Source organism: Desulfovibrio sp. JC010 (genome assembly GCF_010470675.1).
Classification (GTDB): Bacteria; Desulfobacterota; Desulfovibrionia; order Desulfovibrionales; family Desulfovibrionaceae; genus Maridesulfovibrio.
In genome coordinates this window covers 1-24,448 of record NZ_VOIQ01000009.1, presented here as the reverse complement: position 1 = coordinate 24,448, position 24,448 = coordinate 1, and the positions used below count along the sequence as shown (strand labels likewise).

At 49.5% G+C, this 24,448-nt stretch carries 26 protein-coding genes and 1 pseudogene; 21 read left to right on the top strand and 6 right to left on the bottom strand.

The features are described 5' to 3' along the window. Positions 1 to 12: 12 nt before the first annotated feature. The 15 genes from FMR86_RS11330 (at position 13) to FMR86_RS11260 (ending at position 14,558) form a co-directional block, all read left to right on the top strand. Positions 13 to 291, top strand: a complete 279-nt coding sequence (locus FMR86_RS11330) for a hypothetical protein (RefSeq protein WP_163351506.1) — start codon at positions 13 to 15, stop codon at positions 289 to 291. 11 nt (positions 292 to 302) lie between these two features. Beyond that, a complete protein-coding gene (locus tag FMR86_RS11325) occupies positions 303 to 629 on the top strand; it encodes a septum formation initiator family protein (RefSeq protein WP_163351504.1) in 327 nt (108 codons plus the stop codon). Next, the gene (locus FMR86_RS11320; protein ID WP_163351502.1) at positions 613 to 1,488 is read left to right on the top strand and encodes a tetratricopeptide repeat protein; all 876 of its coding nucleotides are present in this window, start codon (positions 613 to 615) and stop codon (positions 1,486 to 1,488) included. The genes FMR86_RS11325 and FMR86_RS11320 overlap by 17 nt, the downstream gene beginning before the upstream one ends. 89 nt (positions 1,489 to 1,577) lie before the next feature. Next, complete coding sequence (locus tag FMR86_RS11315; RefSeq protein ID WP_163351500.1) at positions 1,578 to 2,378, top strand: hypothetical protein; 801 nt, start codon at positions 1,578 to 1,580, stop codon at positions 2,376 to 2,378. Positions 2,379 to 2,462: 84 nt separating this feature from the next. After that, the gene (fbp, locus tag FMR86_RS11310; protein WP_163351498.1) at positions 2,463 to 3,479 is read left to right on the top strand and encodes a class 1 fructose-bisphosphatase; all 1,017 of its coding nucleotides are present in this window, start codon (positions 2,463 to 2,465) and stop codon (positions 3,477 to 3,479) included. Beyond that, positions 3,479 to 4,549: a tRNA (adenosine(37)-N6)-threonylcarbamoyltransferase complex transferase subunit TsaD gene (tsaD, locus tag FMR86_RS11305; RefSeq protein ID WP_163351496.1), complete on the top strand. Its 1,071-nt coding sequence runs from the start codon at positions 3,479 to 3,481 to the stop codon at positions 4,547 to 4,549. The genes fbp and tsaD overlap by 1 nt, the downstream gene beginning before the upstream one ends. Positions 4,550 to 4,759: 210 nt before the next feature. Continuing rightward, the gene (trxA, locus tag FMR86_RS11300) at positions 4,760 to 5,080 is read left to right on the top strand and encodes a thioredoxin (RefSeq protein ID WP_136672129.1); all 321 of its coding nucleotides are present in this window, start codon (positions 4,760 to 4,762) and stop codon (positions 5,078 to 5,080) included. Between the two features lie 3 nt (positions 5,081 to 5,083). Then, a complete protein-coding gene (gene trxB / locus FMR86_RS11295) occupies positions 5,084 to 6,004 on the top strand; it encodes a thioredoxin-disulfide reductase (RefSeq protein WP_163351494.1) in 921 nt (306 codons plus the stop codon). After that, positions 6,004 to 6,735: an outer membrane protein assembly factor BamD gene (locus FMR86_RS11290; RefSeq protein ID WP_163351492.1), complete on the top strand. Its 732-nt coding sequence runs from the start codon at positions 6,004 to 6,006 to the stop codon at positions 6,733 to 6,735. The genes trxB and FMR86_RS11290 overlap by 1 nt, the downstream gene beginning before the upstream one ends. An 82-nt stretch (positions 6,736 to 6,817) precedes the next feature. After that, positions 6,818 to 7,618 carry a histidinol dehydrogenase gene (locus tag FMR86_RS11285; RefSeq protein WP_163351489.1) on the top strand — a complete coding sequence of 267 codons (801 nt, stop codon included), beginning with the start codon at positions 6,818 to 6,820 and terminating at the stop codon, positions 7,616 to 7,618. 23 nt (positions 7,619 to 7,641) lie between these two features. After that, positions 7,642 to 9,690, top strand: a complete 2,049-nt coding sequence (fusA, locus tag FMR86_RS11280; protein WP_163351487.1) for an elongation factor G — start codon at positions 7,642 to 7,644, stop codon at positions 9,688 to 9,690. A 38-nt stretch (positions 9,691 to 9,728) separates the two neighbouring features. Next, complete coding sequence (locus FMR86_RS11275) at positions 9,729 to 10,232, top strand: DUF2062 domain-containing protein (RefSeq protein ID WP_163351485.1); 504 nt, start codon at positions 9,729 to 9,731, stop codon at positions 10,230 to 10,232. A 203-nt stretch (positions 10,233 to 10,435) separates the two neighbouring features. Beyond that, positions 10,436 to 12,613 carry a chemotaxis protein CheA gene (locus FMR86_RS11270; protein ID WP_163351483.1) on the top strand — a complete coding sequence of 726 codons (2,178 nt, stop codon included), beginning with the start codon at positions 10,436 to 10,438 and terminating at the stop codon, positions 12,611 to 12,613. Further along, on the top strand, positions 12,613 to 13,482 hold the full coding sequence (locus tag FMR86_RS11265) for a CheR family methyltransferase (RefSeq protein WP_163351481.1): 870 nt from the start codon (positions 12,613 to 12,615) through the stop codon (positions 13,480 to 13,482). Before FMR86_RS11270 ends, FMR86_RS11265 begins: the two co-directional genes overlap by 1 nt. A gap of 2 nt (positions 13,483 to 13,484) precedes the next feature. Then, positions 13,485 to 14,558 (top strand): chemotaxis response regulator protein-glutamate methylesterase, encoded by a 1,074-nt coding sequence (locus tag FMR86_RS11260; RefSeq protein WP_163351479.1) that lies wholly within the window; start codon positions 13,485 to 13,487, stop codon positions 14,556 to 14,558. Between the two features lie 5 nt (positions 14,559 to 14,563). Here the strand turns inward: FMR86_RS11260 and FMR86_RS11255 are convergent, their stop codons facing one another. Together FMR86_RS11255 and crcB are read right to left on the bottom strand one after the other, a co-directional pair. Further along, complete coding sequence (locus FMR86_RS11255) at positions 14,564 to 14,911, bottom strand: DUF190 domain-containing protein (protein ID WP_163351477.1); 348 nt, start codon at positions 14,909 to 14,911, stop codon at positions 14,564 to 14,566. 33 nt (positions 14,912 to 14,944) lie between these two features. Then, positions 14,945 to 15,325 carry a fluoride efflux transporter CrcB gene (gene crcB, locus FMR86_RS11250; protein ID WP_163351475.1) on the bottom strand — a complete coding sequence of 127 codons (381 nt, stop codon included), beginning with the start codon at positions 15,323 to 15,325 and terminating at the stop codon, positions 14,945 to 14,947. A gap of 69 nt (positions 15,326 to 15,394) precedes the next feature. Here crcB and FMR86_RS11245 point away from each other — a divergent pair, with 69 nt between their 5' ends. The 4 genes from FMR86_RS11245 to aat all read left to right on the top strand — a co-directional run bounded on the left by FMR86_RS11245 (position 15,395) and on the right by aat (position 19,604). Continuing rightward, positions 15,395 to 15,970 (top strand): class IV adenylate cyclase, encoded by a 576-nt coding sequence (locus FMR86_RS11245; RefSeq protein WP_163351473.1) that lies wholly within the window; start codon positions 15,395 to 15,397, stop codon positions 15,968 to 15,970. A gap of 125 nt (positions 15,971 to 16,095) precedes the next feature. Then, the gene (gene clpS / locus FMR86_RS11240; protein WP_163351471.1) at positions 16,096 to 16,404 is read left to right on the top strand and encodes an ATP-dependent Clp protease adapter ClpS; all 309 of its coding nucleotides are present in this window, start codon (positions 16,096 to 16,098) and stop codon (positions 16,402 to 16,404) included. Between the two features lies 1 nt (position 16,405). Further along, positions 16,406 to 18,712 carry an ATP-dependent Clp protease ATP-binding subunit ClpA gene (gene clpA / locus FMR86_RS11235; protein ID WP_163351469.1) on the top strand — a complete coding sequence of 769 codons (2,307 nt, stop codon included), beginning with the start codon at positions 16,406 to 16,408 and terminating at the stop codon, positions 18,710 to 18,712. Positions 18,713 to 18,881: 169 nt separating this feature from the next. Next, positions 18,882 to 19,604, top strand: a complete 723-nt coding sequence (gene aat / locus FMR86_RS11230) for a leucyl/phenylalanyl-tRNA--protein transferase (protein ID WP_163351467.1) — start codon at positions 18,882 to 18,884, stop codon at positions 19,602 to 19,604. A gap of 66 nt (positions 19,605 to 19,670) precedes the next feature. Here the strand turns inward: aat and FMR86_RS11225 are convergent, their stop codons facing one another. The 3 genes from FMR86_RS11225 to FMR86_RS11215 all read right to left on the bottom strand — a co-directional run bounded on the left by FMR86_RS11225 (position 19,671) and on the right by FMR86_RS11215 (position 20,934). Beyond that, positions 19,671 to 20,009, bottom strand: a complete 339-nt coding sequence (locus FMR86_RS11225) for a type II toxin-antitoxin system HicB family antitoxin (RefSeq protein WP_163351465.1) — start codon at positions 20,007 to 20,009, stop codon at positions 19,671 to 19,673. Then, positions 20,006 to 20,260: a type II toxin-antitoxin system HicA family toxin gene (locus tag FMR86_RS11220; RefSeq protein ID WP_163351463.1), complete on the bottom strand. Its 255-nt coding sequence runs from the start codon at positions 20,258 to 20,260 to the stop codon at positions 20,006 to 20,008. Before FMR86_RS11220 ends, FMR86_RS11225 begins: the two co-directional genes overlap by 4 nt. A 176-nt stretch (positions 20,261 to 20,436) precedes the next feature. Continuing rightward, the gene (locus FMR86_RS11215) at positions 20,437 to 20,934 is read right to left on the bottom strand and encodes a hypothetical protein (protein WP_163351461.1); all 498 of its coding nucleotides are present in this window, start codon (positions 20,932 to 20,934) and stop codon (positions 20,437 to 20,439) included. Between the two features lie 100 nt (positions 20,935 to 21,034). On the opposite strand from FMR86_RS11215, the gene uvrB reads away from it, so the two are divergent. Continuing rightward, entirely contained in the window at positions 21,035 to 23,041 is a 2,007-nt protein-coding gene (gene uvrB / locus FMR86_RS11210; protein ID WP_163351459.1) for an excinuclease ABC subunit UvrB, read from the top strand. A 35-nt stretch (positions 23,042 to 23,076) separates the two neighbouring features. After that, entirely contained in the window at positions 23,077 to 24,114 is a 1,038-nt protein-coding gene (locus FMR86_RS11205; protein WP_163351457.1) for a potassium channel protein, read from the top strand. A 225-nt stretch (positions 24,115 to 24,339) separates the two neighbouring features. On the opposite strand, the pseudogene FMR86_RS20835 reads toward FMR86_RS11205, so the two are convergent. Then, positions 24,340 to 24,448 (bottom strand): annotated as a pseudogene (locus FMR86_RS20835) (IS110 family transposase); the annotation flags it as partial.

The following is a 24,448-nucleotide window of genomic DNA, read 5'->3' as shown; positions in this document are numbered from 1 at the left end:
ACAGGATTAACCATGAACGGCAATGATCGACATAATCTGGTGCTCAGACTCAATAATTGTCTTGAAACAATTATTGAGATGGAGCAGGAGCTTGAAAAGCTTGACTTAAACAGCAGGTTTGTTGAAGAACTTGAAGTGCTTAAAGGGTTCATGAGCAAAATGGAAAAAATCAGGGTGAGTGAGGCCGAAGTTGAAAGGATCGAAACCGCCACTGATAATTTTCTGCTTGAACTCAGAGTCCCGCTGGGACAGGTTGAGTCGCCCAGAAAAATGTTTACCCGTCTTCAGTAAGGACATGTTCAATGCTGCGGCGTAGAGTATTGCTGGGACTTCTGGTCATAATCAACCTTGTGCTTTTAATCCGTCTGGGACTTAGTGAACAGGGATTTTTCGGCTATCTTGAACTGGATGAAAAGGTGCAGGAGCTGGAGCATAAGATTGAAGCTGCAGACAACCGGACCCTTGAACTCAGCAGGGAAATACGCAGGCTTAAGACAGACCGCGCGTATCAGGAGAAAATCATCCGCAGCAGGATGAATTACGTCAAGGATAACGAAGTTTTGTACATTTTTCCTGAATCAGTAAAAGAAAATAAACAGGGAGCAGGTGCAGATGCAAAGCAAGATTGAGTGGTATCAGGAAGTTCTGGCTCTGGAGCCCAGCTCTAAAGTTTTTTTTCCCCTGGCCCGCCTTTATGTTGAAATGGGCAACCATGAAAAGGCTGTAACCACTCTTCGGATGGGGCTCGACCGTCATCCGGACTATCTTGAAGCCCGCCTGCTGCTGGTGGAGACTCTTGCTAAGCTGGGCCGCGAATCAGAGGCAAAAGCGGCAGTAGCTCCGCTGACCAGACTTTTTTCTTCCTACCCCTCATTCTGGCAGATGTGGGGTGCTTCTGTTTCCGAGGGCAACAGTGATGTTGCCGGGGCCATGGCCTTTCTCTTTTCCGCCCTTCACGGATCGCCCATGTCATGGTCTGATGTCATGGCCGAGGGTATTAAGCAGCTGACCGGGGTTGCGCTTGAAGGCGGAGAAAAAAATACCGAATCAGCAAAAGCAACTGACATTAATGAATCTGCAGGCGGTTTTCATCGCCCTGAACCTGAAAGCAGTGATCTGCTCGCTGATGAAATAACCGAAGCGGCGGCTCTTGTTGATTTTGACGGTGACAGCGGTGAAGATCTGACCAGTTCTGTTGTCATGGACAGTCTCAGGACCAAGACCATGGCTGAAGTGCTGGCTTCACAGGGGGACCTCGAGGGGGCTCTTGAGATCTACCGCGAACTGCTTTGCAAGGCTTCGGATGAGGAAAAAGAAGAGCTTATGTCCTTTATGGCCGATATCTCCAGCCGGATCAGCGAGACTCCGCTGGATGATGTTGCCGGGGACGATGCAAGTAAAGATCCGTATTTCAAGCATGCCAAGAGCAAGCTTATGAGTACCCTTGAACTTCTGGCTGAACGGTTGGAAGCAAGGGCAACCAGATAATTTCCCCTGTTTCGGCTTTATTTAAAGAGATAACTTAATAATATGCATAAGGATTCGTGCTGTGTATGCACGGAATCCGGGTATCAATTATGGAATTTAAAAATTCAGTGCGATCTGTCGCACTTTTTGCTTTTTTAGTGCTGCTGTTTTGTGTCAGCGGATGCGAATATGGCAGTAAGGTCTGGCATGATGCGCAGCAGACCGTTGACCCCAACCCAGAAATCAATTTGAAGCACGGCGGGATCGAAGATCCTGACGACAACAAGCTGGCTCTGCTTTTTACCCCTGTGGATGCTAAAATCCTTTCCCTTTGCGAGAATCTTTCCACAGTGGATTCCCATCCGGATGAAAACTGGTTCAAGCTTCTTTTTATGCGCTTTCCGTGGATCAGCGGAGTGCTGACTGTGGATGATGAAGCCAGTATTCTGGTTAAGCTTCCCGAAGCTGAGATCAAACCTTTCAAGCCGGGACCGCTCATTGAATATGAAGGGGACTGGAACGAGATCAACCTGAAGTCTTTTGTAAGTTATTCCGAGTTCGGCCCAGAGATGTATCTCGCTACTCCTTTTTTTAAGGATGCGGACTTTAAAGGGCTTGTTGTTGTTCATTTTGATCCCCGGATTTTGTTGAATTTCTGTCCTGATCCCAAGAAGCTGATCATCATGCAGCCGGACGGCGGCGGAGTATGGACCGGTTCCGAAGATCTGAACAGGGAAGCTCTCCTGAAGATTGACTGGGATGAATTGCTGGATGAACAGGTCAGGGGTGTGGTCAATGTTGACGGTCAGCGTTATGTCTGGCTGGCCCGTTATGTGGGTGATACACAGATAGTTTACCTGACTAAAGCTGTTTCCGAAGCTGATGATGACGATGGCATTCTCTTTTTCTAAAATGTAGGTCTTATCCGAAAAATCTGGTATAAAGCTTATTACTTTCTGAAAATCACGCAGCAGGGACATTCCGAAGGAGGATAAATGACCCAGCAGATTACTGTTACTGAGCACCTGTTACTGCACCAGAAGCAAATTCCCGGAGCCACCGGCCAGTTTACACATCTTTTCAACGAACTGGTTCTTTCGGCCAAAATTATTTCAAGGGAAGTGAACAAGGCTGGCTTGGTTGATGTTCTCGGTTTTACAGGTGAGGTCAATGTTCAGGGCGAGGAAGTAAAGAAGCTTGATGAATATGCCAACCGTATTCTGATTCACCGCATGGCCCGTTCCGGCGTTCTCTGTGCCATGGCCTCGGAAGAAAATGCGGACATAATCGAGATTCCCCACGGACTTCCGCAGGGAAACTACATTATCATTTTTGATCCTCTTGACGGTTCCTCAAACATTGATGTCAACGTCAATATCGGGACAATCTTTTCTATCTTCCGCCGCAAGAGCAAGCTGGGTACTCCGGTGCAGTCCACTGATGTCCTTCAGGCCGGCTGTGAGCAGGTGGCGGCCGGATATATTTTATACGGATCGTCCACCATGCTGGTCTTCACCACCGGAGACGGTGTGCACGGTTTTACCATGGACCCCGGTGTCGGTGAATTTCTCCTTTCCCATCCGAATATGAAAATACCGGATAGCGGTAATATTTATTCAGTAAATGAAGGGTACTGGCCCTTCTGGTCCGAGGCTACCAAAAAGGTCGTCGGTTATTTCAAGTCCAAGGACAATATTCACGGCAAGCCTTACAGTCTACGTTACATCGGTTCACTTGTGGCTGATTTTCACCGCAACCTTATTTACGGCGGTGTGTTCATGTATCCTGCGGATCACCGTGATCCGGATAAGCCGCGCGGCAAGTTGCGTCTTCTCTGTGAAGCCTCCCCCATGGCCATGCTTATAGAGCAGGCCGGCGGCAGGGCCACAGACGGAACCAAGCGTATTCTCGACATCGAACCGGACGACCTGCACCAGCGCGTTCCGTTGTTTATCGGCTCCCGCCACGAAGTGGAAACTATCAGTAAAATTTATAAGGAGCATGACGGATAATGCTCTGTCTCGGTATTGAAAGCTCCTGTGATGAAACAGGGCTTGCCCTTGTGCGTGACGGAAAACTTATTGCTGAAAAACTTGCCTCACAGGTGGATGTGCATGCCCTTTTCGGCGGCGTGGTTCCTGAAATTGCCTCCCGCGAACATCTGCGTGTGCTTCCTGCCCTGTTTCGTGAACTGCTCAAGGAACAGAATCTGACCGTTGATGATATTGATGTGGTTTCCGTGGCAAGAGGTCCGGGCTTGCAGGGCTGCCTGCTTATGGGGCTTAGTTTTGCCAAAGGACTGGTGCTTTCCAGTCGGGCCAAGCTTGTCGGTGTTAATCATCTCTGGGCACATCTTACTGCTGCCGGTCTGGAGCAGGAGTTGCAGTTCCCGTCTCTTGGTTTGCTTGTGTCCGGCGGACATACCCATATTTATCTCATTGAAAGCCCGCTGAAATTCACTCTGCTGGGTCGCACTTTGGATGACGCTGCTGGCGAGGCTTTTGACAAGACTGCCAAGTCCCTGAACCTTCCCTATCCCGGCGGTAAGCTGGTTGATGATCTCGGCAGACAGGGGGTAGTTGATAAAAAAACTTTTCCCGTCCCATACATAAATAATGACAATCTTGATTTCAGCTTCAGCGGCCTGAAAACAGCCGTGGCTAATTACGTGAACCAGCATTCTTATTTGCGCCTTGATGCGATGGGTATACCGGAAGAGGGCGATGAAGATCCGGCTCTTTCAGAAGAGCGCAAAAATATGCTGGCTTCCTTTAACTATACGGTCGGACGGAGTCTTGAAGTAAAAGTTGAAAGGGCTCTTGAGCGAAATCGCGGCGTTAAATCCCTGATTGTGGCCGGAGGTGTCGCCGCCAATTCGGTGGTCCGTTCGGTGATGGCCGATGTTGCGGATAAATTTTCCATCCCGCTGGTTTTGCCGTCCATGCATCTTTGCACTGATAACGGTGCCATGATTGCTTATGCCGGATATCTGATGGCCAGTGCCGGTTGCAGGCATGATCTGGACCTTGATGCCATCCCGCGCGGGCGGGTGGTGCCGTGCGATTGGATATGCGAAGGTTAAATATCGGAAGATGGTGTTGCCTTTGCCGTTAAGGGTGGGTATTATCAAAAGTAAGTGGTTAGCTGTTGTGTCTGTCTTGACACAGTGGAGAACCATAATTAGATTTCAAAATTGAATGACACTCACAAGAGAGTGTTCCGGAAGAAGACAATTTGATGTGCCTTTTTTTAGAAGGGCACAACACCAGAATACTGTAACAAGGAGAAAATCATGGCTCTGCAGGTAACCGATTCCAATTTCCAAGAAGAAGTTCTCAATAGTGATAAGCCTGTTCTGGTTGATTTCTGGGCTCCGTGGTGCGGACCCTGTCGTGCAATGGGCCCTGTGATTGATGAGCTGGCTGAAGAATTCTCCGGTCAGGTGAAAATCTGCAAGATGAATGTTGACGACAACCCTGCTTCTCCCGGCAAGTACGGCATCCGTGCTATTCCGACCCTCATCCTCTTTAAGGATGGTGAAGTTGTAGACCAGACCACTGGTGCAGTTTCCAAAAGCAGCATTAAGGAAATGATCAGCAGCAAGGCTCTGTAAATAATGAAGTCTTATGACGCCGTTGTAATCGGGGGCGGCCCTGCCGGAATGGCGGCCGCCCTTTATCTTGCGAGGGCAGGAGTTCATTTTCTTGCTGTCGAAAAGATGTCCCATGGCGGACAGATGCTCTTGACGGATGAGCTTGAAAATTTTCCCGGATTCCCTGACGGGATTAAGGGTTACGAGCTGGCCGACAGAATGGACAGGCATGTTAAAGACTACAAGTTTGACCATGTCTATGATGAAGTTCTGCAGGTTATTCCCGGAGACGAGTATCATGAAGTTGTGGTTGCCAGCGGTGATCATATTAAGACTCAGGTGGTTATCATAACCTCCGGTGTTACTTTCAGAAAATTAAAGGTTCCCAACGAAGAAAAATTGCTCGGCCGCGGGGTTTCATACTGTGCCCTGTGCGACGGCAACTTTTACCGTGATAAAGTTGTTGCCGTGATCGGCGGCGGAAATTCTGCGCTTGAGGAATCCATCTATCTTGCCAAGCTTGTAAAGAAGCTCTACCTTGTGCATCGCAGGGACGAATTCAGGGCCGATAAGGTTTATCAGGACAAGTGTCTGTCCAATCCGGTAATTGAACCGGTTATGAATTCTGTTGTTTCGAAAATTGTCGGTGATACGGAAGTGGTCGGTTTGGAGATCAAAGATGTAAGTGCCGGAGATTATTCCGTTCTTGATGTGGACGGAGTCTTTATTTTTGTCGGTTTTGACGCAGTGTGCAGCTTTTTTCCAAAAGAGCTGGCACTTGACCAGTATGGATTTATAAAAACAACCTGCGAAATGGAATCAAGTATTCCCGGAATATACGCAGCAGGCGACATCCGTTCGAAAAAATGCAGGCAGGTTGTCACGGCAGTGGGAGACGGTGCCACAGCAGCCACTGCCGCTTATGCGTATCTGGAACATAAATAATGCGAAATAAATTTTTCTCTTTTGTTTTAGCCTCTTTTCTTCTTATCAGTCTTTCCGGCTGTGGACTTGTAGACTATTATTTTCTTCCCAAACCTGAGGATACTGCGCAGGAGCTTTATGAAGCCGGTGTGGAGGCTATGAAGGAGAAGGAATATTATGATGCTGCTGAGTGTTTTTCCAAGCTTAAGGACCGTTATCCTTTCAGCCCTTATACTGTAAAAGCTGAAATCAGCCTTGGTGATGCATATTTTCTGGATAAAAAGTTTTTTGATGCTTCTGAAGCCTACAAGGAATTTTCCGCACTGCATCCCGGTAACGAGGAAATCCCTTATGTTCTGTTTCAGATCGGACTGAGTAACTTCAATCTGTTCAGCTCAATTGACCGACCCCAGAACAATATCAACGAAGCCCTTGAATATTTTTACAGGGTAGAGGAAGCTTATCCGGACAGTGAATACGCCAAAGCTTCAAAAGCCTACATTGTGAAATGCCGCCGTGCTCTGGCTGACCATGAACTGTATATTGCCGATTTTTTCTGGCGTTCGGAAAAATTCGGTTCCGCGTGGAAGCGTTACGCCTACGTGGTCCGTAATTTCAAGGATCTGCCCGAAGTGCGCAAATATGCCATGAAACAGGCCGAGATGTCTTATTACGAGTACCAGAAGACCCTTTCGCAGGAAGAACGCGAAAGGCTTCAGGGAAGCTGGAAAGAGCTTGTTGACTGGCTCTAGTCTTGCCGCACATATTGCAAAATCAGCCCGACAGACAAAAGTCTGCCGGGCTTTTATTTACACACCGCCGGAGGCATCTATTATGTTTCAATTTCCAGAATGGTTGCAGGAATATCAAGTAGAAGACGAAACTTTTGGCGCGGCTTATGAAGCGACCCTGCCGCCCCAGCGTGCGTGGCTGAAAAAGACCATCGCACAGGTGTACGGAGTAAATTCTCCGGACGCACCGCTTAAGACATGGGACGTGAATACATGGCGCGGCGGCTTTGAAACTGAAGTAACCAGTACGCCGTTGGAGTGGACCGTGCTTTTGCTGGACGCGAAATCCGTTTCCCCGGTACGTATTCTGGCCGCGCTGGTTCCGGCCCTTGCTGCCGGTGTGAAAAATGTGCTTGCGGTTTTTGGCGGAGAGGGCGAAATTTCGCAGGCTGTGCTGGCCGGATTTGAACTGGCAGGACAGGAGGACGTGGTCAAACTGCCGCAGAACAAGATCGAAGAACTGCTTGAGCATTTGATGTCTTCCGGCTCTGACGGTGCCATTGTTGACCTGCGTACTGATCTCATGCTGCTGCCGTACGGTCCCGGTGTGCGCTACTGGCGTGCCCCGGAAATTTCCAGTATATCCGTCTGTAAGGAAGAAGATTCCCCGGACATGGATGTGCTTGCTTTTGTTCATCCTGATGTTGATTTTGTTGAAGTGGATGAGGATTCCCTCGCTGAAGTTGAATCCGATGCAGCAGTAGTCCCTGCTGAGCTTGTGGGCGATGCCTTGCTGAATTTCAGCATTGTACTGACTCACGGTCAGGAAGGTTGCTGGCTATGGAATGGTTTTAACTGCTCCTTTTTCAAGCGGGAATGTGTAGCTCTTGCTGTTGCTGAATAAGCTATAGACCGGGAAGGTGACCTGTGAATGCTAAGCCTGATTTTTCTGTGAAAGGTATTGGAAAGATACGCAATATAGGAGTAATTGCCCATATTGACGCGGGTAAGACCACGGTTACCGAACGTATGCTTTATTTCTCTGGTCGCATCCACAGACTGGGGGAGGTGCATGAAGGCACCGCTACCATGGACTATATGCCCGAAGAGCAGGAGCGCGGAATTACGATTACATCCGCTGTAACTACCTGCTATTGGGATGATAAGACCGTCAATATCATTGATACCCCCGGACACGTTGACTTTACTATAGAAGTGGAACGCTCTCTGCGTGTTCTGGATGGCGCGGTGGGGGTTTTCTGTGCTGTGGGCGGGGTAGAGCCGCAGTCGGAAACTGTCTGGCGTCAGAGCGAGTCCTACAGGGTTCCCAAGCTTGTATTCATTAATAAAATGGATCGCTTGGGTGCTGATTTTGATGCGGTGCTCGAATCCATGTCCGATAAGCTGGGGATTAAAAGTCTGCCCGTGCAGGTCCCGGACGGGGCCGGGGATGAATTCAGCGCGGTTTATGATGTTATCCGCATGAAGAAGCTGGTCTTTGATCAGGACAGCAACGGTGAAGAATTTGACACTCTTGATCTGGACGCACAGGATGAGGACTTGGTCGCACCGTGGCGGGAACGCATGTGTGAAGTGCTTTCCGAAGTGGATGACGAATTCATGGAACGCTATCTGGAAGATGATATTGATCCCGCATATATTGATGAAGTTATCCGTAAGGCGACTCTTGAACTGAAGCTGGTTCCGGTCTTTGCCGGTTCGGCATTGAAAAATGTGGGCGTGCAGCCGCTGATGGACGGGGTCGGCAAATATCTGCCCAGTCCGCTTGAGGCTCCCAAGGTCAGCGGTATTAATCCTAAAACAGGCGTTGAACAGGTTGTTGAGCCTGTGGCGGGCGGTCCGTTTCAGGCTCTTGCATTTAAAGTGGTCATGGATTCCGGGCGTAAGATGGTGCTCATGCGTATTTATTCCGGCAAGATTGAGGCCGGGGATACGGTTACAAATTTCACGCAGGGGAAGGGTGAACGGATAGCCCGTCTTTTCAAAATGCACGCCGGCCGCAAGGAGCGGCTTGATGTTGCCGGGATAGGCGACATAGTGGGGGCTGCCGGGCTGAAGGACACCCGCACCGGGGATACCTTATCCACTGCAGACACACCGCTGGTACTGGAACAGATTGAGCTGTACAAGCCGGTTATTTCCATGGCCATTGAGCCGCGTAATGTGGAGGAATCCGATAAGCTTGATGAAGTGCTGGACAAGTATCTGCAGGAAGATCCGACACTTGCTTTGAAGACTGACGAAGATACCGGACAGATCATTCTTTCCGGTATGGGCGAACTGCATCTTGAAGTTGTGCTGGACCGCATGCGCCGTGAGTACAAGCTGGAACCGAGGTCCGGTAAACCGCAGGTTGTTTATCAGGAAGTGCCGGGCGGTAATGCCGAGGCCGAGGAAGAATTCGACAAGCTCCTCGGCGAAGATAAGCATTATGGCTATGTGCGTCTGGCGGTGGAACCCCAGGAGCGCGGAACGGGACGGGATATTGTTTTCGAGATTGATCCTGATGCATGGTCCTCGGATTGGATGGACGCGGTGGCCGAGGGCGTTGATGACGGTTTGCAGAGCGGCGTGATTAAAGGATTTCCGGTTCAGGATGTGAAAGTGCGCATCCTTGAGCTGCGTAAACGGGACGGTGAGTCATCCGTTCCCGGCTATCATATGGCTGCGGGAAAAGCACTTAAAGCCGCACTTAGCGCGTCCTCTCCCAAGCTTATGGAACCGATTATGGATGTAGAGGTTTCTGTTCCTGAAGAATTTGTGGGGGATGTGATCGGTCTTCTCGGAGCCAAGGGCGCGCGTATTGAAAATATGCTCGACCGTAACAGTCAGAAGATTGTTCAGGCTTTGTCTCCACTGCGGAATATGTTCGGTTTTTCAACCGATCTGAGATCGGCCACACAGGGAAGGGCCGGTTTTGCCATGAAATTCCATAGTTTTGATGTTCTGGATTAATCCGGGAACAATTGAAAATAATCAGCAAAGGGAAGTTGATGCAGAAAGATTACAGCAGGATGGAAAAGTTTAAGCGGCTTTTCAAATTATATTATCTCAAGGTGATGCGGATCAATGCCTCACCTCATAATATTGCCATGGGAGTGGCATGCGGTGTTTTCGGGGGGTGTTTTCCTGTTATTCCGGGATTGCCGCTGCAGACCGTAATCGCAGTGGTTATGGCCTTTATTACTCGCAGCAGCAAGATAGCAGCAGCAATTGCCACCTGGGTTTCCAACCCCTTTAATTGGTTGCTGTTTTACTATGTACAATTCAAGATCGGGACTTTTTTTCTGCCCATCGACATTGCCTTCGACCCTGCTGCGTGGCAGGTTTCAGATTTTATGGATATCGGCTGGCAGGGTGTGAGTATTCTTATTTTCGGTGGCGTTGTGCTCGGCATCCCTCTGTCGATTATTTCATATTTTATCGCCCTGTTTTTCGTGCGCCGCTACCGCAGGCGTAAGACTCTGAGGATGCTTGCCAGGCGTAAGAAGTTATAAGTGCTGTAAACATAAGGGTTAACAGTGATGCTTTGTCATCTGTTATCTATCAGAAACAGAAAAAACCATAAGGCTCTTTGATTGAAAAGAGCCTTTTTTTGTTTTTTTACGTGTATGATAATTATACTGCTTGATTGAAACTGATTAAATGTTTAAAAATAGAAGTGTTTATCAGCCTATTCAAATGACTTGGAGAATTCTTTATGTCCGATGATATGACCACTCAAGTTTTCAAGGAAGAAGCATACGAACTGCTGGGTGAACTTGAAACCTCATTGCTTGAGCTTGAGGATGTTCCTGATGATATGGATATAATCAACCGCGTTTTCAGGGCCTTGCATACAATTAAAGGGTCCGGGTCCATGTTCGGTTTTGAAGCTATTGCCGAATTTACCCACGAGGTTGAGACCGTGTTTGATATGGTCAGGAACGGGGAGCTTGCCATATCAAAACCCCTGCTGACCCTTTCTCTTTCTGCTCGCGATCATATTTATTCCATGCTTGAATCTCCTTCCGGTGAAGGTGACTTTGCTCTTGGCAACGGCATTCTGGATGGATTGAAGGATGTTGCTTCCGGCGCACTTGGCGGTGCGCCTGCTGAGGCTGCTGCCCCTGCAGAAGAACCGGAACCGGCAGAGGAACAGGCTGCGGAAGCTCCGGCTGCTGAAAAGCAGGTTGACGCAGAACCTGAAGATCAGCCTCTGCGGAGTCTTTTTCAAATTATTATCAAGGTTGCTGCGGGCAGTGAAGTCGATGAAGACAGCCTTGATTCTCTTTTGCAGGAACTGGGACGGCTGGGGGATATTCGTTCCAAGGTTCTTCATAAAGACGCTGAGCCATGGTGGGATGTTGTTTTTGAAAGTGATTCCGACTCCATGTCTATTGAGGAAATTTTCTTTTTTACCGACATTCCGGTTACAGTGAATGTTCGGGAAGTGGCCCGTGAAGATGTTGCCGACCATTTTGCTCCAGCTGATGAGATTGATGGAGAAGTCGAAGCCGGTCCGGTGAAGAAACTCGGTGAAATTCTGGTGGAAAGGGGGGATGTCCCTTCCGAAGCCATTGATGCTGTGCTGGCTGACCAGAAACCTCTGGGTGAGTTGCTCACTGAAAAAGGTGTGGTCAGCAAAGAGAAGGTGGACAGCGCACTGGCCGAACAGAATGCGACCAAGCAATTCAAGACGGCTTCAAAGAAAGCACGCAAAAAGGTTGATACCGCTTCATCCATAAGGGTTTCGGCGGAAAAACTTGATTATCTGGTGGACCTTGTAGGCGAGCTGGTTATTGTGCAGGCCCAGATCAGCCAGGTAGTCAGTTCAAAAGGCGATCCTTCATTGACCGCGCTTTCCGAGGAACTGGAGCGTCTTTCCGATGAACTCCGGGACAGCACTCTTGGAATCCGTATGCTGCCCATCGGCACTACTTTCAGTAAGTTTAGGCGGTTGGTACGAGACCTTTCTGAAGAATTGGGCAAGGAGATCGACCTGCATACCAATGGTGCAGAGACCGAACTGGATAAGACGGTTATTGAAAGGCTCGGCGATCCTCTTGTGCACCTGCTGCGCAACTCCATAGATCATGGAATTGAAGATCCGGAAACCCGTGCTTCAGAGGGCAAGGCTCGTCGGGGCACTATCACCCTTACCGCAGAACATTCCGGCGGCGATGTCATGATCCTCATTGAAGATGACGGAAAAGGCATGTCCAAGGAGGCCATCAAAGTTAAGGCCATTGAGAAAGGTCTTCTTTCAGCTGATCAGGACCTTACGGACAAAGAAATTTTCAACCTTATTTTCGAGCCCGGTTTTTCCACCGCCCAGAGCGTGACCAATGTTTCCGGGCGCGGGGTGGGGATGGACGTGGTTAAGCGGGCCATTGATTCTCTGCGCGGCAGTATCGACATTACCAGTGAACAAGGCAAAGGCACGATCATAACTATCAGGCTGCCCCTGACCCTTGCGATTATTGACGGATTGCAGGTCCGGGTCAGCGATGATTATTTTGTTATTCCGCTTTCACTTGTAGAGGAATGTGTTGAACTTACCGCCAAGGATGTGGAGGAAGCCAACGGGCAGCAGTTTGTAAACCTGCGCGGGGAAATTGTTCCTTACATCAGGATACGCGAGTGGTTTGAAGTTGAGGGTGAATCCCCTCCCATTGAGCAGATTGTAATTACCGGGCTTGAAGGCAGCAGGATCGGTGTTGTCGTTGATACTGTTATCGGTGAGCACCAGACTGTAATTAAGAGTCTGGGCCGTGTGTACAGAGATGTGGAAGGCATTTCCGGCGCAACTATCAAAGGTGACGGAACCCTTGCATTGATTCTTGATATTCCAAAACTTTTCCGGACAGTTCTGGCAGAAGTAAAGGCGGCAGGCTGATGGCTGCGAAGAAAGATAAGCAGGATAAGGGCCGGGGACCGCTGAATTTGAATCCCAAAATGTCAGATGCTGATTTCGGTAAATTCAGCAAGCTGATCAAAGAGGAATTCGGGATCAAGATGCCGCCTTCCAAGAAGACCATGCTGGAGGCCCGTCTTCAGAAAAGGTTGCGTGCTCTCGGTTTTGCCAGTCATTCCCAGTATTGCGATTTTTTGTTCAGCCCCGGTGGTTTTGAAAGGGAGCTGACCCAGCTCATTGACGTGGTTACCACCAATACTACGGATTTTTTCAGGGAACCGAAACATTTTGAGCTTATGCTCAGTACCATTTTACCAGATTTGACACAGCGTAATAGTCGGCCGGTCAAAGTCTGGTCTGCCGGATGTTCCAGCGGTGAAGAGCCTTACACTCTGTGCATGGTTATGAATGAGTTTGCGGAAAAGAATGCTAATTTCAAATATTCATTGCTGGCTACGGACATTTCCACTGATATTCTGCGCAAGGCCATGAACGCAGTTTATCCCATGAATAAAGTGGATGTGGTGCCTATGGCCTTGAAGAAAAAGTATCTGCTTAAAAGTAAGGATAAGGCTAAGCCGCTGGTCCGCATGAAACCTGAATTAAGGAATAAGGTTGATTTCAAACGTTTGAATTTTATGGAGCCTTTTCCTTTTAAGGATCAGAAAGATATAATTTTCTGTCGCAACGTTGTCATATATTTTGATAGGGCTACTCAGTACACCCTGTTTCAGAAATTCTGCTCAACTCTATCCAGAGGTGGTTACCTGTTTATTGGGCATTCAGAGAGTATTTCAGGAATGGAACTTCCGGTCAGGCAGATTGCTCCCACTGTTTATCAAAAGGTTTAGTTATGAAGAAGAAAACAAAGGTTTTGATTGTTGATGATTCTGCTTTGGTTCGTCAGGCATTGCAGCAGCTTTTTTCAACAGATGCGTCCATAGAAGTTGTTGGCAGTGCCGGAGATCCTTTTGCCGCTGCTGAGATTATGAAGCGGATTATCCCTGATGTGATCACTCTTGATATTGAGATGCCAAAGATGGACGGACTGACCTTTTTACGCAAGCTCATGACCCAGCATCCCATCCCGGTGGTGATTTGTTCCACGCTCACCGAGCAGGGGTCTGACGCATATATGAAGGCTATTGAGTACGGGGCAATTGATGTCATCACCAAACCCAAAGTCGGAACCAAGCAATTTTTTGAAGAATCAAGCATCCGTGTTTGTGATGTAGTTAAAGCCGCAGCCATGACCAAGCCGCGCAAGCTTTCCGCCCGGCCCATGACTGTGCAGCCCAAGCTTTCGGCTGATGCGGTTCTGCCTAAGTCCCGCCCCAAGACCACAACCCTGCAGACTACGGAAAAAGTAGTGCTGGTAGGTGCTTCCACCGGGGGAACCGAAGCAATTCAGAATTTTCTGCAGAGTATGCCCCTTGATTGTCCGGGTATAGCAATCGTGCAGCATATGCCGGAGAAATTCACAGCCGCATTTGCCTCAAGACTGAACGCAATCTGCCGTATTACCGTAAAAGAAGCTCGTGACGGGGACAGTATTTTGCGAGGACAGGCCCTGATTGCACCGGGCAACAAACATATGCTGCTCAAGCGTTCCGGTGCCCGTTATTATGTTGAAATTAAAGACGGGCCTCTGGTCAGTCGCCACAGACCCTCTGTGGACGTTCTTTTCCGTTCCGGTGCTTCCAGTGCCGGTAAAAATGCTGTTGCGGTGATTATGACCGGAATGGGCGATGACGGGGCCAAGGGCATGAAAGAAATGCACGATGTCGGAACGCATTGCATTGCGCAGGATGAAGCTTCCTGCGTTGTTTTCGGTATGCCGCAGGAAGCCATCAAGCTGGGTGGGGTGGATAAGATCATGCCGCTCAAGAATATTCCCGGAGCGGTGGTTAATTTCTGCAACCGCTAGGCTGATTACTGTTTTTCGCCTTTGTTATGCTTGTGGATTACTATCTCGATCTCTTCCGAGGTGACGAGACCTTCGGTCATGTTCTCGCTCAGGAATTCTGTGAATTTTTCGATTTTGTCCGCCTTGTCGATGATTTCGATGATTAACGGCAGGTCCTCGGAAAGTCTGAGAATGGACGTGGTACGTACCTGACTGTTGGCACCGTAACCCATCACCCCCCGGTAGACGGATGCTCCGGCAAGTCCCTGATTGCGGGCTTCCTCAACTATTACTTCATATAGGGGGCGGTGCTTGAGCCTGTTTTCTTCTCCGGTAAAGATTTTGAGTCTTACAGCCTTTTCGGTTAATGTCATATCAGGTACTCCGGTTAATACAGTTATTTGAAATCAGGAAACTATCAGTCTGCCCAGTGCCAGCCCGCCGATAATACAGAAAAAACCAAGAATGCTCTGTCCGCCGATATTCAGTCCGGTCATGACCCATTGGCCGGATTTGACCAGATTGGCGGATTCGAACATGTAGGTTGAGAAGGTGGTGAATGCGCCCATGAATCCGGTCAGGATTAACAGCCGCATTTCAGGCGGAAATCCGAGACGGTCTTCAAACATCCCGGTGACCAATCCGAAAAACAGGCAACCGAGCATATTTACGGCGAATGTCCCGGCCGGGAAAGCTGAATCAGCCATGCGCTGAACCACACCGGAAACAAGGTAGCGGCAGAGGCTTCCAGCTGCTCCGCCTGCCGCGACGTACAAGAATTTATGCATATTTAAGTCCTTCAGTGGCATTTATTTATTAATATTTTGTAGCACTTCAAGCTGAGAGAGAAAAGCAAAATGGCCCTTGAAACCGAATTGAAATATCTGAATGCAGATCACGACAAAGCTCGGAAGATCATGGCAGTGCAGGGTGGTAACCTACTGACCCGGCATTATGAACGCAACATTGTTCTAGATGATCCAGGACGTACCCTTTACAAGCGATCGGCCCTGCTGCGCGTTCGGCAGGCGGAAAAAACAACCATGACCGTCAAGCGAATCCCTTCCGGGCCTGTTTCGGGAAAAGCCAAGGTCTATATCGAGCATGAGACCGAGGTATCTAATTTTGATGAGACTGTAGCCGCCTTGCAGGTTCTGGGGTACGCGCCTGTTTTTCGTTATGAGAAAATCAGGGAAGAGTGGGCTTTTGCGGATTGTCATATTTGTCTGGATCAGTTGCCTTTTGGCCCGTTTATTGAAATTGAGGGAACAGAGGACGGAATTTTGGCCTGCGCGGATCTGCTCGGGTTGGAATCTGCTGATGCGTGCCGTAAAACCTATCATGAACTGAACCGGGACCATAGAATGAAAGCCGGACTGGACCCGGATGAAAATTTTGTTTTTACCCCTGAAGAAGTTAAAGTTCTGCTTTAAGGTACAGGTTTTATAGCCCAATAGGTTTTTTATAGCTTAAAAATAAACAAAACTTCCTCGACAGGTGGGGAAATTGTTCTTATTGTTAACTATAGTCAAACATAAAAATATTTGAAGTTAAAAAAATGGCTGAATATAAAGAAAATTTTGAGTCGGATGTACTGCTTGAGGATGAGCTTAAGGAACCGCGGAAGTTCCGGGTGCTGCTGCACAATGATGATTACACTTCCATGGAGTTTGTTGTAGCTATTCTCATGCAGGTTTTCAGGAAAACAGAAGAGGAATCCACGAAAATAATGCTTCAGGTCCATAACAAAGGGGTTGGGGTTTGTGGAGTTTACACGGCCGAAGTTGCTGAAACACGCGTTGAAATGGTCAAGCAGCTTGCACAGCAGGCAGGCTACCCGCTGAAATGCACAATCGAAGAGGTCTAGTATGCTCAGTAAGACATTGGAACAGGCATTGACTTCTGCGGTTAACGAAGTCAGGCTCAGAAATCACGAATTCCTCACTCTTGAACATCTGCTGTACGCGATTATTCAGGAGGAGTTGGGAGCGGACATCATCGCCGGGTGCGGTGCTGAGCTTCCCAAGCTTCGCAGCCAGCTGGAACGTTTTTTTGATGAGAATCTCGAACCCCTGCCCACCGGAGTGGATACTGAAGTTATCCAGACTCTGGGAGTAAGGCGCGTTTTGCAGCGTGCTATCTGGCAGAAGAAGGCCGCCGGGAAGGATGTGGTTGAGGTCGGCGATGTGATTGCCGCCATGTTTGAGGAAGAGGACTCCTACGCAGTCTACTTCCTGAAGACACACGACATCTCGCGCCTCGATATCCTTGAATATATTTCACACTCCATAAGCGAAAGCGGTGACTGGGCCGAAGGGCTGGATATAAGCCCCAATCCCCGGACCGGTGACGGCGGAGCTTCCCCTGAAGGCAAGCCTGCCGGAGGCAAGGACAAGGAATCTCCGCTGGAAGAATTTACCACCAACCTCACCGAGCGTGCGCGGGACGGCAAGATTGACCCGCTCATCGGGCGTGATAGCGAGGTTGAGCGTACCCTGCAGGTTCTTTCCCGCAGGCGCAAGAACAACCCCATTTTTGTAGGTGATCCCGGTGTGGGTAAGACCGCCATGGCCGAAGGTCTGGCTCTTGCCATTGCCAAGGGAAACATTCCTGCTTCCTTTGAAAATACCGATGTGTATGCTCTTGATATGGGGGCATTGCTGGCCGGAACCAAGTATCGCGGTGATTTTGAATCCCGTCTCAAGGGAGTGCTGGCCCAGCTCAAGAATAAGGAAGGGGCTATCCTCTTTGTGGATGAAATCCATACCATCGTCGGGGCCGGTGCGGTCAGTGGCGGTTCAATGGATGCGTCCAATATTCTTAAGCCGTTCCTCGGGTCCGGTGAAATCCGCTGTATCGGGGCCACCACCTACGAGGAATACAAGAACCATTTTGAAAAGGACCGTGCGCTTTCCCGCAGGTTCCAGAAGATCGATATCGGCGAACCTTCTGTGGAAGAAACCATAGAAATCCTCAAGGGGCTCAAGCCATATTACGAAGAGCATCACAATGTGAATTACGCTCCCTCGGCAATCAAGGCCGCTTCGGAGCTTTCCGCAAGGCATATCAATGAACGTTTCCTGCCGGACAAGGCCATCGACGTCATTGATGAAGCCGGGGCGTTCTATAATCTCAGCCAGCGCAAGCGCAAGGACAACCGCATTGTGGTTGCTGATGTGGAAAAGGTTATCTCCAAGATGGCCCGCATCCCCACACGCCGCATCACCATGTCCGACCGTTCCCGCTTGCAGGAATTGGATGTGAACCTGAAGGGTGTTGTCTTCGGGCAGGACGAGGCAGTGGACCTGATCACCAAGGCCATCCTCCGTTCCCGTGCAGGCATGAAGCAGGTCGGCAGGCCCACCGGGTCTTTCCTGCTTACCGGACCTACCGGAGTAGGTAAGACTGAACTTGCCCGCCAGCTGGCTTCCACCATGGGTGTACACTTCATGCGTTTTGACATGAGTGAGTACATGGAGAAGCATGCGGTGGCCCGCCTCATCGGTGCTCCTCCGGGCTATGTGGGATTTGATCAGGGCGGACTGCTCACCGAAGGCGTGCGCAAGAACCCGCATTGCGTAATTCTTTTCGACGAGATCGAAAAGGCCCACCCGGATGTATTCAACATCCTGCTGCAGGTAATGGACTACGCCACTCTGACCGACAACAACGGTCGTAAGGCTGATTTCAGGCACGTTGTCCTGCTCATGACCTCCAATGCCGGAGCGCGTGAAATGGCCAAGGGCGGAATCGGTTTCGGTGCCAGCGTGAAGGGCGGCGAAGACAAGGGGCGCGGACTCAAGGCGGTTGAAAAGATTTTCAGCCCTGAATTCCGCAACAGGCTGGACAGCATTGTACCGTTCAACTCCCTGCAGATTGATGTCATGGAGCTCATCGTTGACAAGTTCATCAAGGAACTCAACGGACAGCTGCTCGACAACCGCGTGACCATCGAGGTCAACAAGAAGTCACGCCGCTGGCTGGCTGAGCAGGGCCATGATCCGGCCTATGGCGCAAGGCCCATGGCCCGCCTGATCCAGACTTCCATCAAGGATGAAATTGCTGACGAGATTCTCTTCGGCAAGCTGGTCAAGGGCGGAACCGTACAGGTTTCCACCAAGGGCAAGGGCGAGGATGAGAAGCTCAGCTTCAAGTTTAAGCCTGTCGGCAAGTAGCCGATAGTTGCTTAATTCATAAATTAAATTCAAAGGGGAGGCTTCCGTTGGGAGCTTCCCTTTTTTTGCTGATTAGTAAAATTGCCTTCCAATATAATAATCTAAACTCTATTGCCAAATCATAATAATCAGTTATTATAAAGTATAGGCGGAAAACCAAAGGATTATTATGGTTGTTTACAGATTGATTGAAGACCCCATTTTTCCCCACCCGGATGAGGCGGAACCGGACGGTCTGCTGGCGGTCGGTGGAGACTTAAGCCCGGAACGGCTGTTATCAGCTTATGCCTCGGGTATTTTCCCGTGGTATGATGAGCGTTCGCCCATTCTGTGGTGGTCTCTTGATCCGCGCCTGATACTTAATTTCGACAAGCTGCATGTTTCCCGCCGGGTCCGGCGCAAGGTCAGGAAAAGGGAATATACGGTCACCCTCGACCATGCGTTCGAGGCCGTGATCTCCAATTGTGCCCGCAAATTCCGCCCCGGTCAGGCCGGCACGTGGATTCTGCCCGAAATGATCGATGCATACGTGAAGCTGCACAAGCTCGGTTTCGCGCACAGCGTGGAAGTCTGGAACAGCCACGGCAATCTTGCCGGAGGGCTTTATGGAATTTCACTGGGTAAGGTCTTTTCCGGGGAGTCCATGTTTTTCCTTGAGCCGGATGCCTCAAAGGTCGGATTTTCCTATCTCGTACACTGGCTGCAGAACCGCGAATTTCATTTCATTGATTGCCAGCAGCCCACAGACCATCTCAAATCCCTTGGGGCCGAAGAGGTCAGCCGGGATCACTTTCTGGAAAAGCTCGATGAGGCGCTTGAATTCCCTGCCCTGCGCGGACGATGGGAATTCATGGAAGGGGAGTATGATCTGATAACGGAAATTTTGAGCTAGAAATGATAAAGCGGAGGATTCAGGTGAATCCTCCGCTTTTTCATTGGTTCTGGAATCTTTTGCGTCTTACCGAATTTCTTTTACTCGTTCGGTCAATGTATCTGAAATCCATGCATTAAGGCTTTTGCCGGAGATAGCTGCGGCTGACGCGGCTTCTCTGTGGAGTTCTGGTTTTAAGCGTAAATGAATTTTACCGGAATATGGTTTTTCCGGTTCTTCGTCTTCTTCACGGCAGAAATCAAGGTAGTCTTCAACGGATTCAGCCAGAGCTGTTTTCAGTTCGTCTATGGAACGGCCTTGGAAGGTGATTACATCTTTGAGGTTGATAACCTCGCCGTGAAAAATGTCAGCTTCGGGATCGTAGTCGAATTTCCCCAGATAGCCTTTGTACTGAATTGTGTTCATGGCTTTACTCCTGCCGCTTCAAGAAAGCGGCGAACAGATTTTACCGCACCTTTGTCTGTAGTTGGTTCCGGGTGTGGTCTATGGAAGATTGCCCTTACGCCGTTTAGTTTAATACGAACTCGTGATCCTCTTCCTTCAGATTTGGTTGCACCAAGTGCGACCAGCAACGCCTCAATGTCTGTCCAAGTAATCGACGGACTGATCGGGTTTTTAAAGACAGCTTCAAGTGTTTTGCGTTGCTTCTTGTTCATAAGAGTATGGTATTACTTTGTGGTATTATGTCAAGATGGTTTTGTTTGCAAAAAGTAAAGCGGAGGATTCGGGATGAATCCTCCGCTTTTAAATTTGGATAAAATATTGATGCGCTATTACAGAGTCAAAACTATTAAAAGTTTTTTTGGTCCCTGAAGGACCGCCGGATGCATTCCTAATTATCATCCCCCTCACGTGTCTCAACCAGCGGACGGTGCGCGCCGAGGTTATAGAGGCCGCGCAGGGCGAAGGGCAGGTCGAAGTGGGGTACTTTTTCGAACTTGATCAGCCCGATGTCTTTGCCCTCGGTGATGGAGGAAAGGGGCGGCAGACCTGCGGGTACGGGAAATTCCATGGGGGTGGAGAAGATGGATTCCAGCCTTGAGGAGTAATGTTCCTTGAGGTAATCAACTACCTGATCGCGTTCTTCCATGGTGAAGGATTCCAGCACGATTTTGCGGTCTTTTTCTTCATTGGGAACGGCATCGAGTGCTGCGGGTGCTCCGAACAGGCCGTCCCATTTGATTTCAGCCGCGTCGGCTTCGTCCCATTCAGGGCGGAAAAGATGTACTTCTACATCACGGCGACCTTTGAAGCTTTTGATGACCATGGATACAGCGTAACCGCGGGGGCTGGGGATTTCTCCGTTTTCAATCTGGATTATAGGAATCATTGCTACCTCGCAAAATGAATGTTTTAATGAGCTTGTCAGCTTGTTAATCAATTCTACATAACTATTTTAATATAACAGCACAAGTCGGGAACCTACCATAATGGCGAACAATTTTGAGCTTGTCAGTGATTATACTCTTAAGGGCGACCAGCCCGAAGCGGTGAAGCAACTGGTTGAAAATATCAGGCACGGTGTGCAGGACCAGATTCTGCTTGGAGCTACCGGTACTGGTAAAACATTTGCCATGGCCAATGTGGTCAAAGAGCTGAACCGCCCGACACTGGTCATGGCACCCAACAAGACTCTTGCCGCCCAGCTTTTCAATGAATTCAAGGCCCTGTTTCCTAATAACGCTGTGGAGTATTTCGTCAGTTATTACGATTACTACCAGCCGGAAGCCTACCTGCCGCATTCCGATACCTACATTGAAAAAGATTCGTCCATTAATGATGACATTGATAAACTGCGCCACTCCGCCACCCACGCCCTGCTGACCCGGCGTGATGTGCTCATTGTGGCTTCCGTTTCCTGTATTTACGGTCTCGGTTCACCGGAATTCTACGCCAAGATGATCATCCCGGTGGAAGAAGGGCAGGAGCTTTCTATGGAAGCACTCATGGATAAGCTGGTGGAAGTGCAGTACGAGCGCAACGATTACGACTTCCATCGCGGAACTTTTCGGGTGCGCGGAGATGTCATCGAAATCATCCCGGCCTATGCCCGCGAGCAGGCTTTGCGCATTGAATTTTTCGGTGATGAGATCGACTCCATCCTTGAAACCGACCCTTTGACCGGGGAAGTCACCGGACGCAGGCGCAAGACCGTTATCTATCCGGCCAGTCACTTTGTTTCGGATCAGGATAACCTTGAACGCGCGCGGGAAGACATCCGCAATGAACTCACCGATACCCTGATAAGCTATAAGAATGACAACAAGCTCATCGAGGCCCAGCGCATTGAGCAGCGCACCATGTATGATCTGGAGATGATCGAAGAGATTGGTTACTGCAACGGCATTGAGAACTACTCCCGCCATCTGGATGGGCGCAAGGAAGGCGATCCTCCGGCAACTCTGATTCATTATTTTCCGGACGATTTTCTGCTCTTTATGGATGAATCCCATATTGCCGTGCCGCAGGTGGGAGCCATGTACAACGGTGACCGTTCGCGCAAAACCACTTTGGTCAATTTCGGATTCAGGCTGCCTTCCGCGCTTGATAACCGACCGTTATGTTTTGAGGAGTTTCTCGACAAAATCGGGCAGACCGTCTATGTTTCCGCAACTCCGGGGCCATGGGAGATGGAGCGAGCGCAAGGTCTTGTAGTGGAGCAGATCATCCGTCCCACCGGGTTGCTTGATCCCGAAATCGAAGTTCGTCCGGTCAAAGGGCAGATGGATGATCTGCTGGCCGAATGCAAGGAACGCGAGAAGCGCGGCGAGCGGGTGCTGATCACCACCCTGACCAAGCGCATGGCCGAAGACCTGACCGACTATTTTAATCAGATGGGTGTGGAAGCCAAGTATCTGCACTCCGACATTGATACCATGGAACGAATGGCGATCATCCAGTCTTTACGGGCCGGGGAATTCGTTGCGCTGGTAGGTATCAACCTGCTGCGCGAAGGTCTCGATATTCCGGAAGTCTCCCTTGTGGCCATTCTTGATGCGGACAAGGAAGGCTTTTTGCGTTCCACCCGTTCCCTGATCCAGACCTTTGGACGCGCGGCCCGAAACTCCGAAGGGCGGGTCATTCTGTACGCCGACAACGTGACCCGATCCATGCGCACTGCCATGGACGAAACCAGCCGCCGTCGTGCCAAACAGATGGAGTACAACGAGACTCACGGCATTGTTCCACGGACCATTGCTAAATCACTGGATAATATGCTGGGAACATTGTACTCTGATAACTGGTCGGGCGGTGAGGTCAAGATTGCGGCTGAAGATGTGGCCGAGTATGGACTTGATCCCGCAAAAATGGAAAAAGAAGTTCGTAAGCTTGAAAAAGATATGCGCAAGTACGCGGCAGAACTTGAATTTGAAAAGGCTGCCGAACTGCGTGACCGCATTCAGAGCTTGCGGGAGAAGATTCTTAGTCTCGGATAACAGTGTCGTTTAACAATCAACCTGGGCTGTCAGGAATGAAATCCAAATCCATATTCGTAAAGCTGCTTCGTTTGAGACGGGAGTTCGGAATGTTCTGGGGTTTAATCGCCGGTTTCATTTACATGACTCTTGTTTTCATCGGCGGTATTATCGGTTACATGTGGCTGGAGGGTTGGAGTTTACTGAACAGCTTTTACATGGTTGTTATCACTCTTTCCACTGTAGGTTTTATGGAAGTGCTGCCTCTGTCCGATCAGGGCAGGCTGTTTACATCCATTCTTATTCTCGGTGGTGTGGGTGGTTTTGCATATTTGATCGGTGCTTTTTCCCAACTGCTGGTGGAAGGGCGGTTGCAGGCAATTCTAGGGAGACGCAGAATGCAGAATACAATCGGTAAATTGAAAGGGCACATAATTGTCTGCGGATATGGACGTATCGGTCAAATTGTGACCAAAGAAGTTCTGGATGAAGGTTTGGATATTGTTGTTATCGAGAATAATCCTGAGCTTGTATCCCAGATGGAAGCAGCCGGGATCGCCTGCATTGAAGGTGATGCCACCAATGATGAAATTCTCAGCATGGCCGGGTTGTCCAATGCCGGTACGCTGATTGCCGCTATGTCCGATGAGGCTGCCAACGTCTACGTGACCCTGATTGCCCGTCAGTCCAATATAAACGTGAATATTGTTGCCCGCGGCAATAACACGACCAGTATTTCACGGCTCGAATTTGCCGGGGCGGACCGGGTGGTACTGCCGCATACAATCGGTGGCGTAAGCATGGCCCAATCTGTACTGCGGCCTACTGTGACCAGTTTCATGGATATTACCATGCGCAGCGAAATTGATTTGCAAATGGAAGAGCTTTTCGTTAGCGATTCTTCCGAGCTGGTCGGGCTGGATCTGATCGAATCCAAGATTCGTCCCCGGTTTAACCTGATCATTATCGCCATCCGGAAAGGCAACGGCGAAATGGTTTTTAACCCCGGTCCAAAAGAAGTCATCGAAGCAGGTGATACCCTGCTCACAGTCGGCAAAATCTCCGACCTTTCTGCTATCAGCGAAATTTTGTAATGCCTCCGGCGGCTGGGGAAGGGAAACTTTTGCAAAAGTTTCCCTTCCCCAGACCCCATCCCTTCAAAATCTTTTATTATGCTTCGCAAGTAGCGCGTTATTGCGTTCTTCGAATTAAAAATGGCGAAGCCCTGATGAAAGTTTTTGAAGAGTCCAGAGAAACTTTTTTCAAAAAGTTTCTCTGGACCTCGGAGAGCCGCCGGAGCAACGGTGGCAAAAGTCAAGCTACGCAGGCTGCTCAGACCAATATTGGTCGTTAGCAATTAGGGCATTCAAAATGCCAAGTAACTTTCTCATTGATGCGACCATCGCAACTTTATGAGCTTTGCCAGCG

Bases quoted from the DNA above. Each gene is read 5' to 3' on its own strand.
- FMR86_RS11225 (WP_163351465.1), bottom strand. From the start codon at position 20,009: ATGAACACAATTCAGTACAAAGGCTATCTGGGGAAATTCGACTACGAT.
- FMR86_RS11320 (WP_163351502.1), top strand. From the start codon at position 613: ATGCAAAGCAAGATTGAGTGGTATCAGGAAGTTCTGGCTCTGGAGCCC.
- trxA (WP_136672129.1), top strand. From the start codon at position 4,760: ATGGCTCTGCAGGTAACCGATTCCAATTTCCAAGAAGAAGTTCTCAAT.
- FMR86_RS11245 (WP_163351473.1), top strand. From the start codon at position 15,395: ATGGCCCTTGAAACCGAATTGAAATATCTGAATGCAGATCACGACAAA.
- clpA (WP_163351469.1), top strand. From the start codon at position 16,406: ATGCTCAGTAAGACATTGGAACAGGCATTGACTTCTGCGGTTAACGAA.
- uvrB (WP_163351459.1), top strand. From the start codon at position 21,035: ATGGCGAACAATTTTGAGCTTGTCAGTGATTATACTCTTAAGGGCGAC.
- FMR86_RS11275 (WP_163351485.1), top strand. From the start codon at position 9,729: ATGCAGAAAGATTACAGCAGGATGGAAAAGTTTAAGCGGCTTTTCAAA.
- FMR86_RS11290 (WP_163351492.1), top strand. From the start codon at position 6,004: ATGCGAAATAAATTTTTCTCTTTTGTTTTAGCCTCTTTTCTTCTTATC.
- FMR86_RS11315 (WP_163351500.1), top strand. From the start codon at position 1,578: ATGGAATTTAAAAATTCAGTGCGATCTGTCGCACTTTTTGCTTTTTTA.
- FMR86_RS11260 (WP_163351479.1), top strand. From the start codon at position 13,485: ATGAAGAAGAAAACAAAGGTTTTGATTGTTGATGATTCTGCTTTGGTT.
- FMR86_RS11255 (WP_163351477.1), bottom strand. From the start codon at position 14,911: ATGACATTAACCGAAAAGGCTGTAAGACTCAAAATCTTTACCGGAGAA.
- FMR86_RS11220 (WP_163351463.1), bottom strand. From the start codon at position 20,260: ATGAACAAGAAGCAACGCAAAACACTTGAAGCTGTCTTTAAAAACCCG.
- FMR86_RS11285 (WP_163351489.1), top strand. From the start codon at position 6,818: ATGTTTCAATTTCCAGAATGGTTGCAGGAATATCAAGTAGAAGACGAA.
- clpS (WP_163351471.1), top strand. From the start codon at position 16,096: ATGGCTGAATATAAAGAAAATTTTGAGTCGGATGTACTGCTTGAGGAT.
- FMR86_RS11205 (WP_163351457.1), top strand. From the start codon at position 23,077: ATGAAATCCAAATCCATATTCGTAAAGCTGCTTCGTTTGAGACGGGAG.
- FMR86_RS11215 (WP_163351461.1), bottom strand. From the start codon at position 20,934: ATGATTCCTATAATCCAGATTGAAAACGGAGAAATCCCCAGCCCCCGC.
- FMR86_RS11265 (WP_163351481.1), top strand. From the start codon at position 12,613: ATGGCTGCGAAGAAAGATAAGCAGGATAAGGGCCGGGGACCGCTGAAT.
- tsaD (WP_163351496.1), top strand. From the start codon at position 3,479: ATGCTCTGTCTCGGTATTGAAAGCTCCTGTGATGAAACAGGGCTTGCC.
- FMR86_RS11270 (WP_163351483.1), top strand. From the start codon at position 10,436: ATGTCCGATGATATGACCACTCAAGTTTTCAAGGAAGAAGCATACGAA.
- aat (WP_163351467.1), top strand. From the start codon at position 18,882: ATGGTTGTTTACAGATTGATTGAAGACCCCATTTTTCCCCACCCGGAT.
- trxB (WP_163351494.1), top strand. From the start codon at position 5,084: ATGAAGTCTTATGACGCCGTTGTAATCGGGGGCGGCCCTGCCGGAATG.
- FMR86_RS11325 (WP_163351504.1), top strand. From the start codon at position 303: ATGCTGCGGCGTAGAGTATTGCTGGGACTTCTGGTCATAATCAACCTT.
- fbp (WP_163351498.1), top strand. From the start codon at position 2,463: ATGACCCAGCAGATTACTGTTACTGAGCACCTGTTACTGCACCAGAAG.
- crcB (WP_163351475.1), bottom strand. From the start codon at position 15,325: ATGCATAAATTCTTGTACGTCGCGGCAGGCGGAGCAGCTGGAAGCCTC.
- FMR86_RS11330 (WP_163351506.1), top strand. From the start codon at position 13: ATGAACGGCAATGATCGACATAATCTGGTGCTCAGACTCAATAATTGT.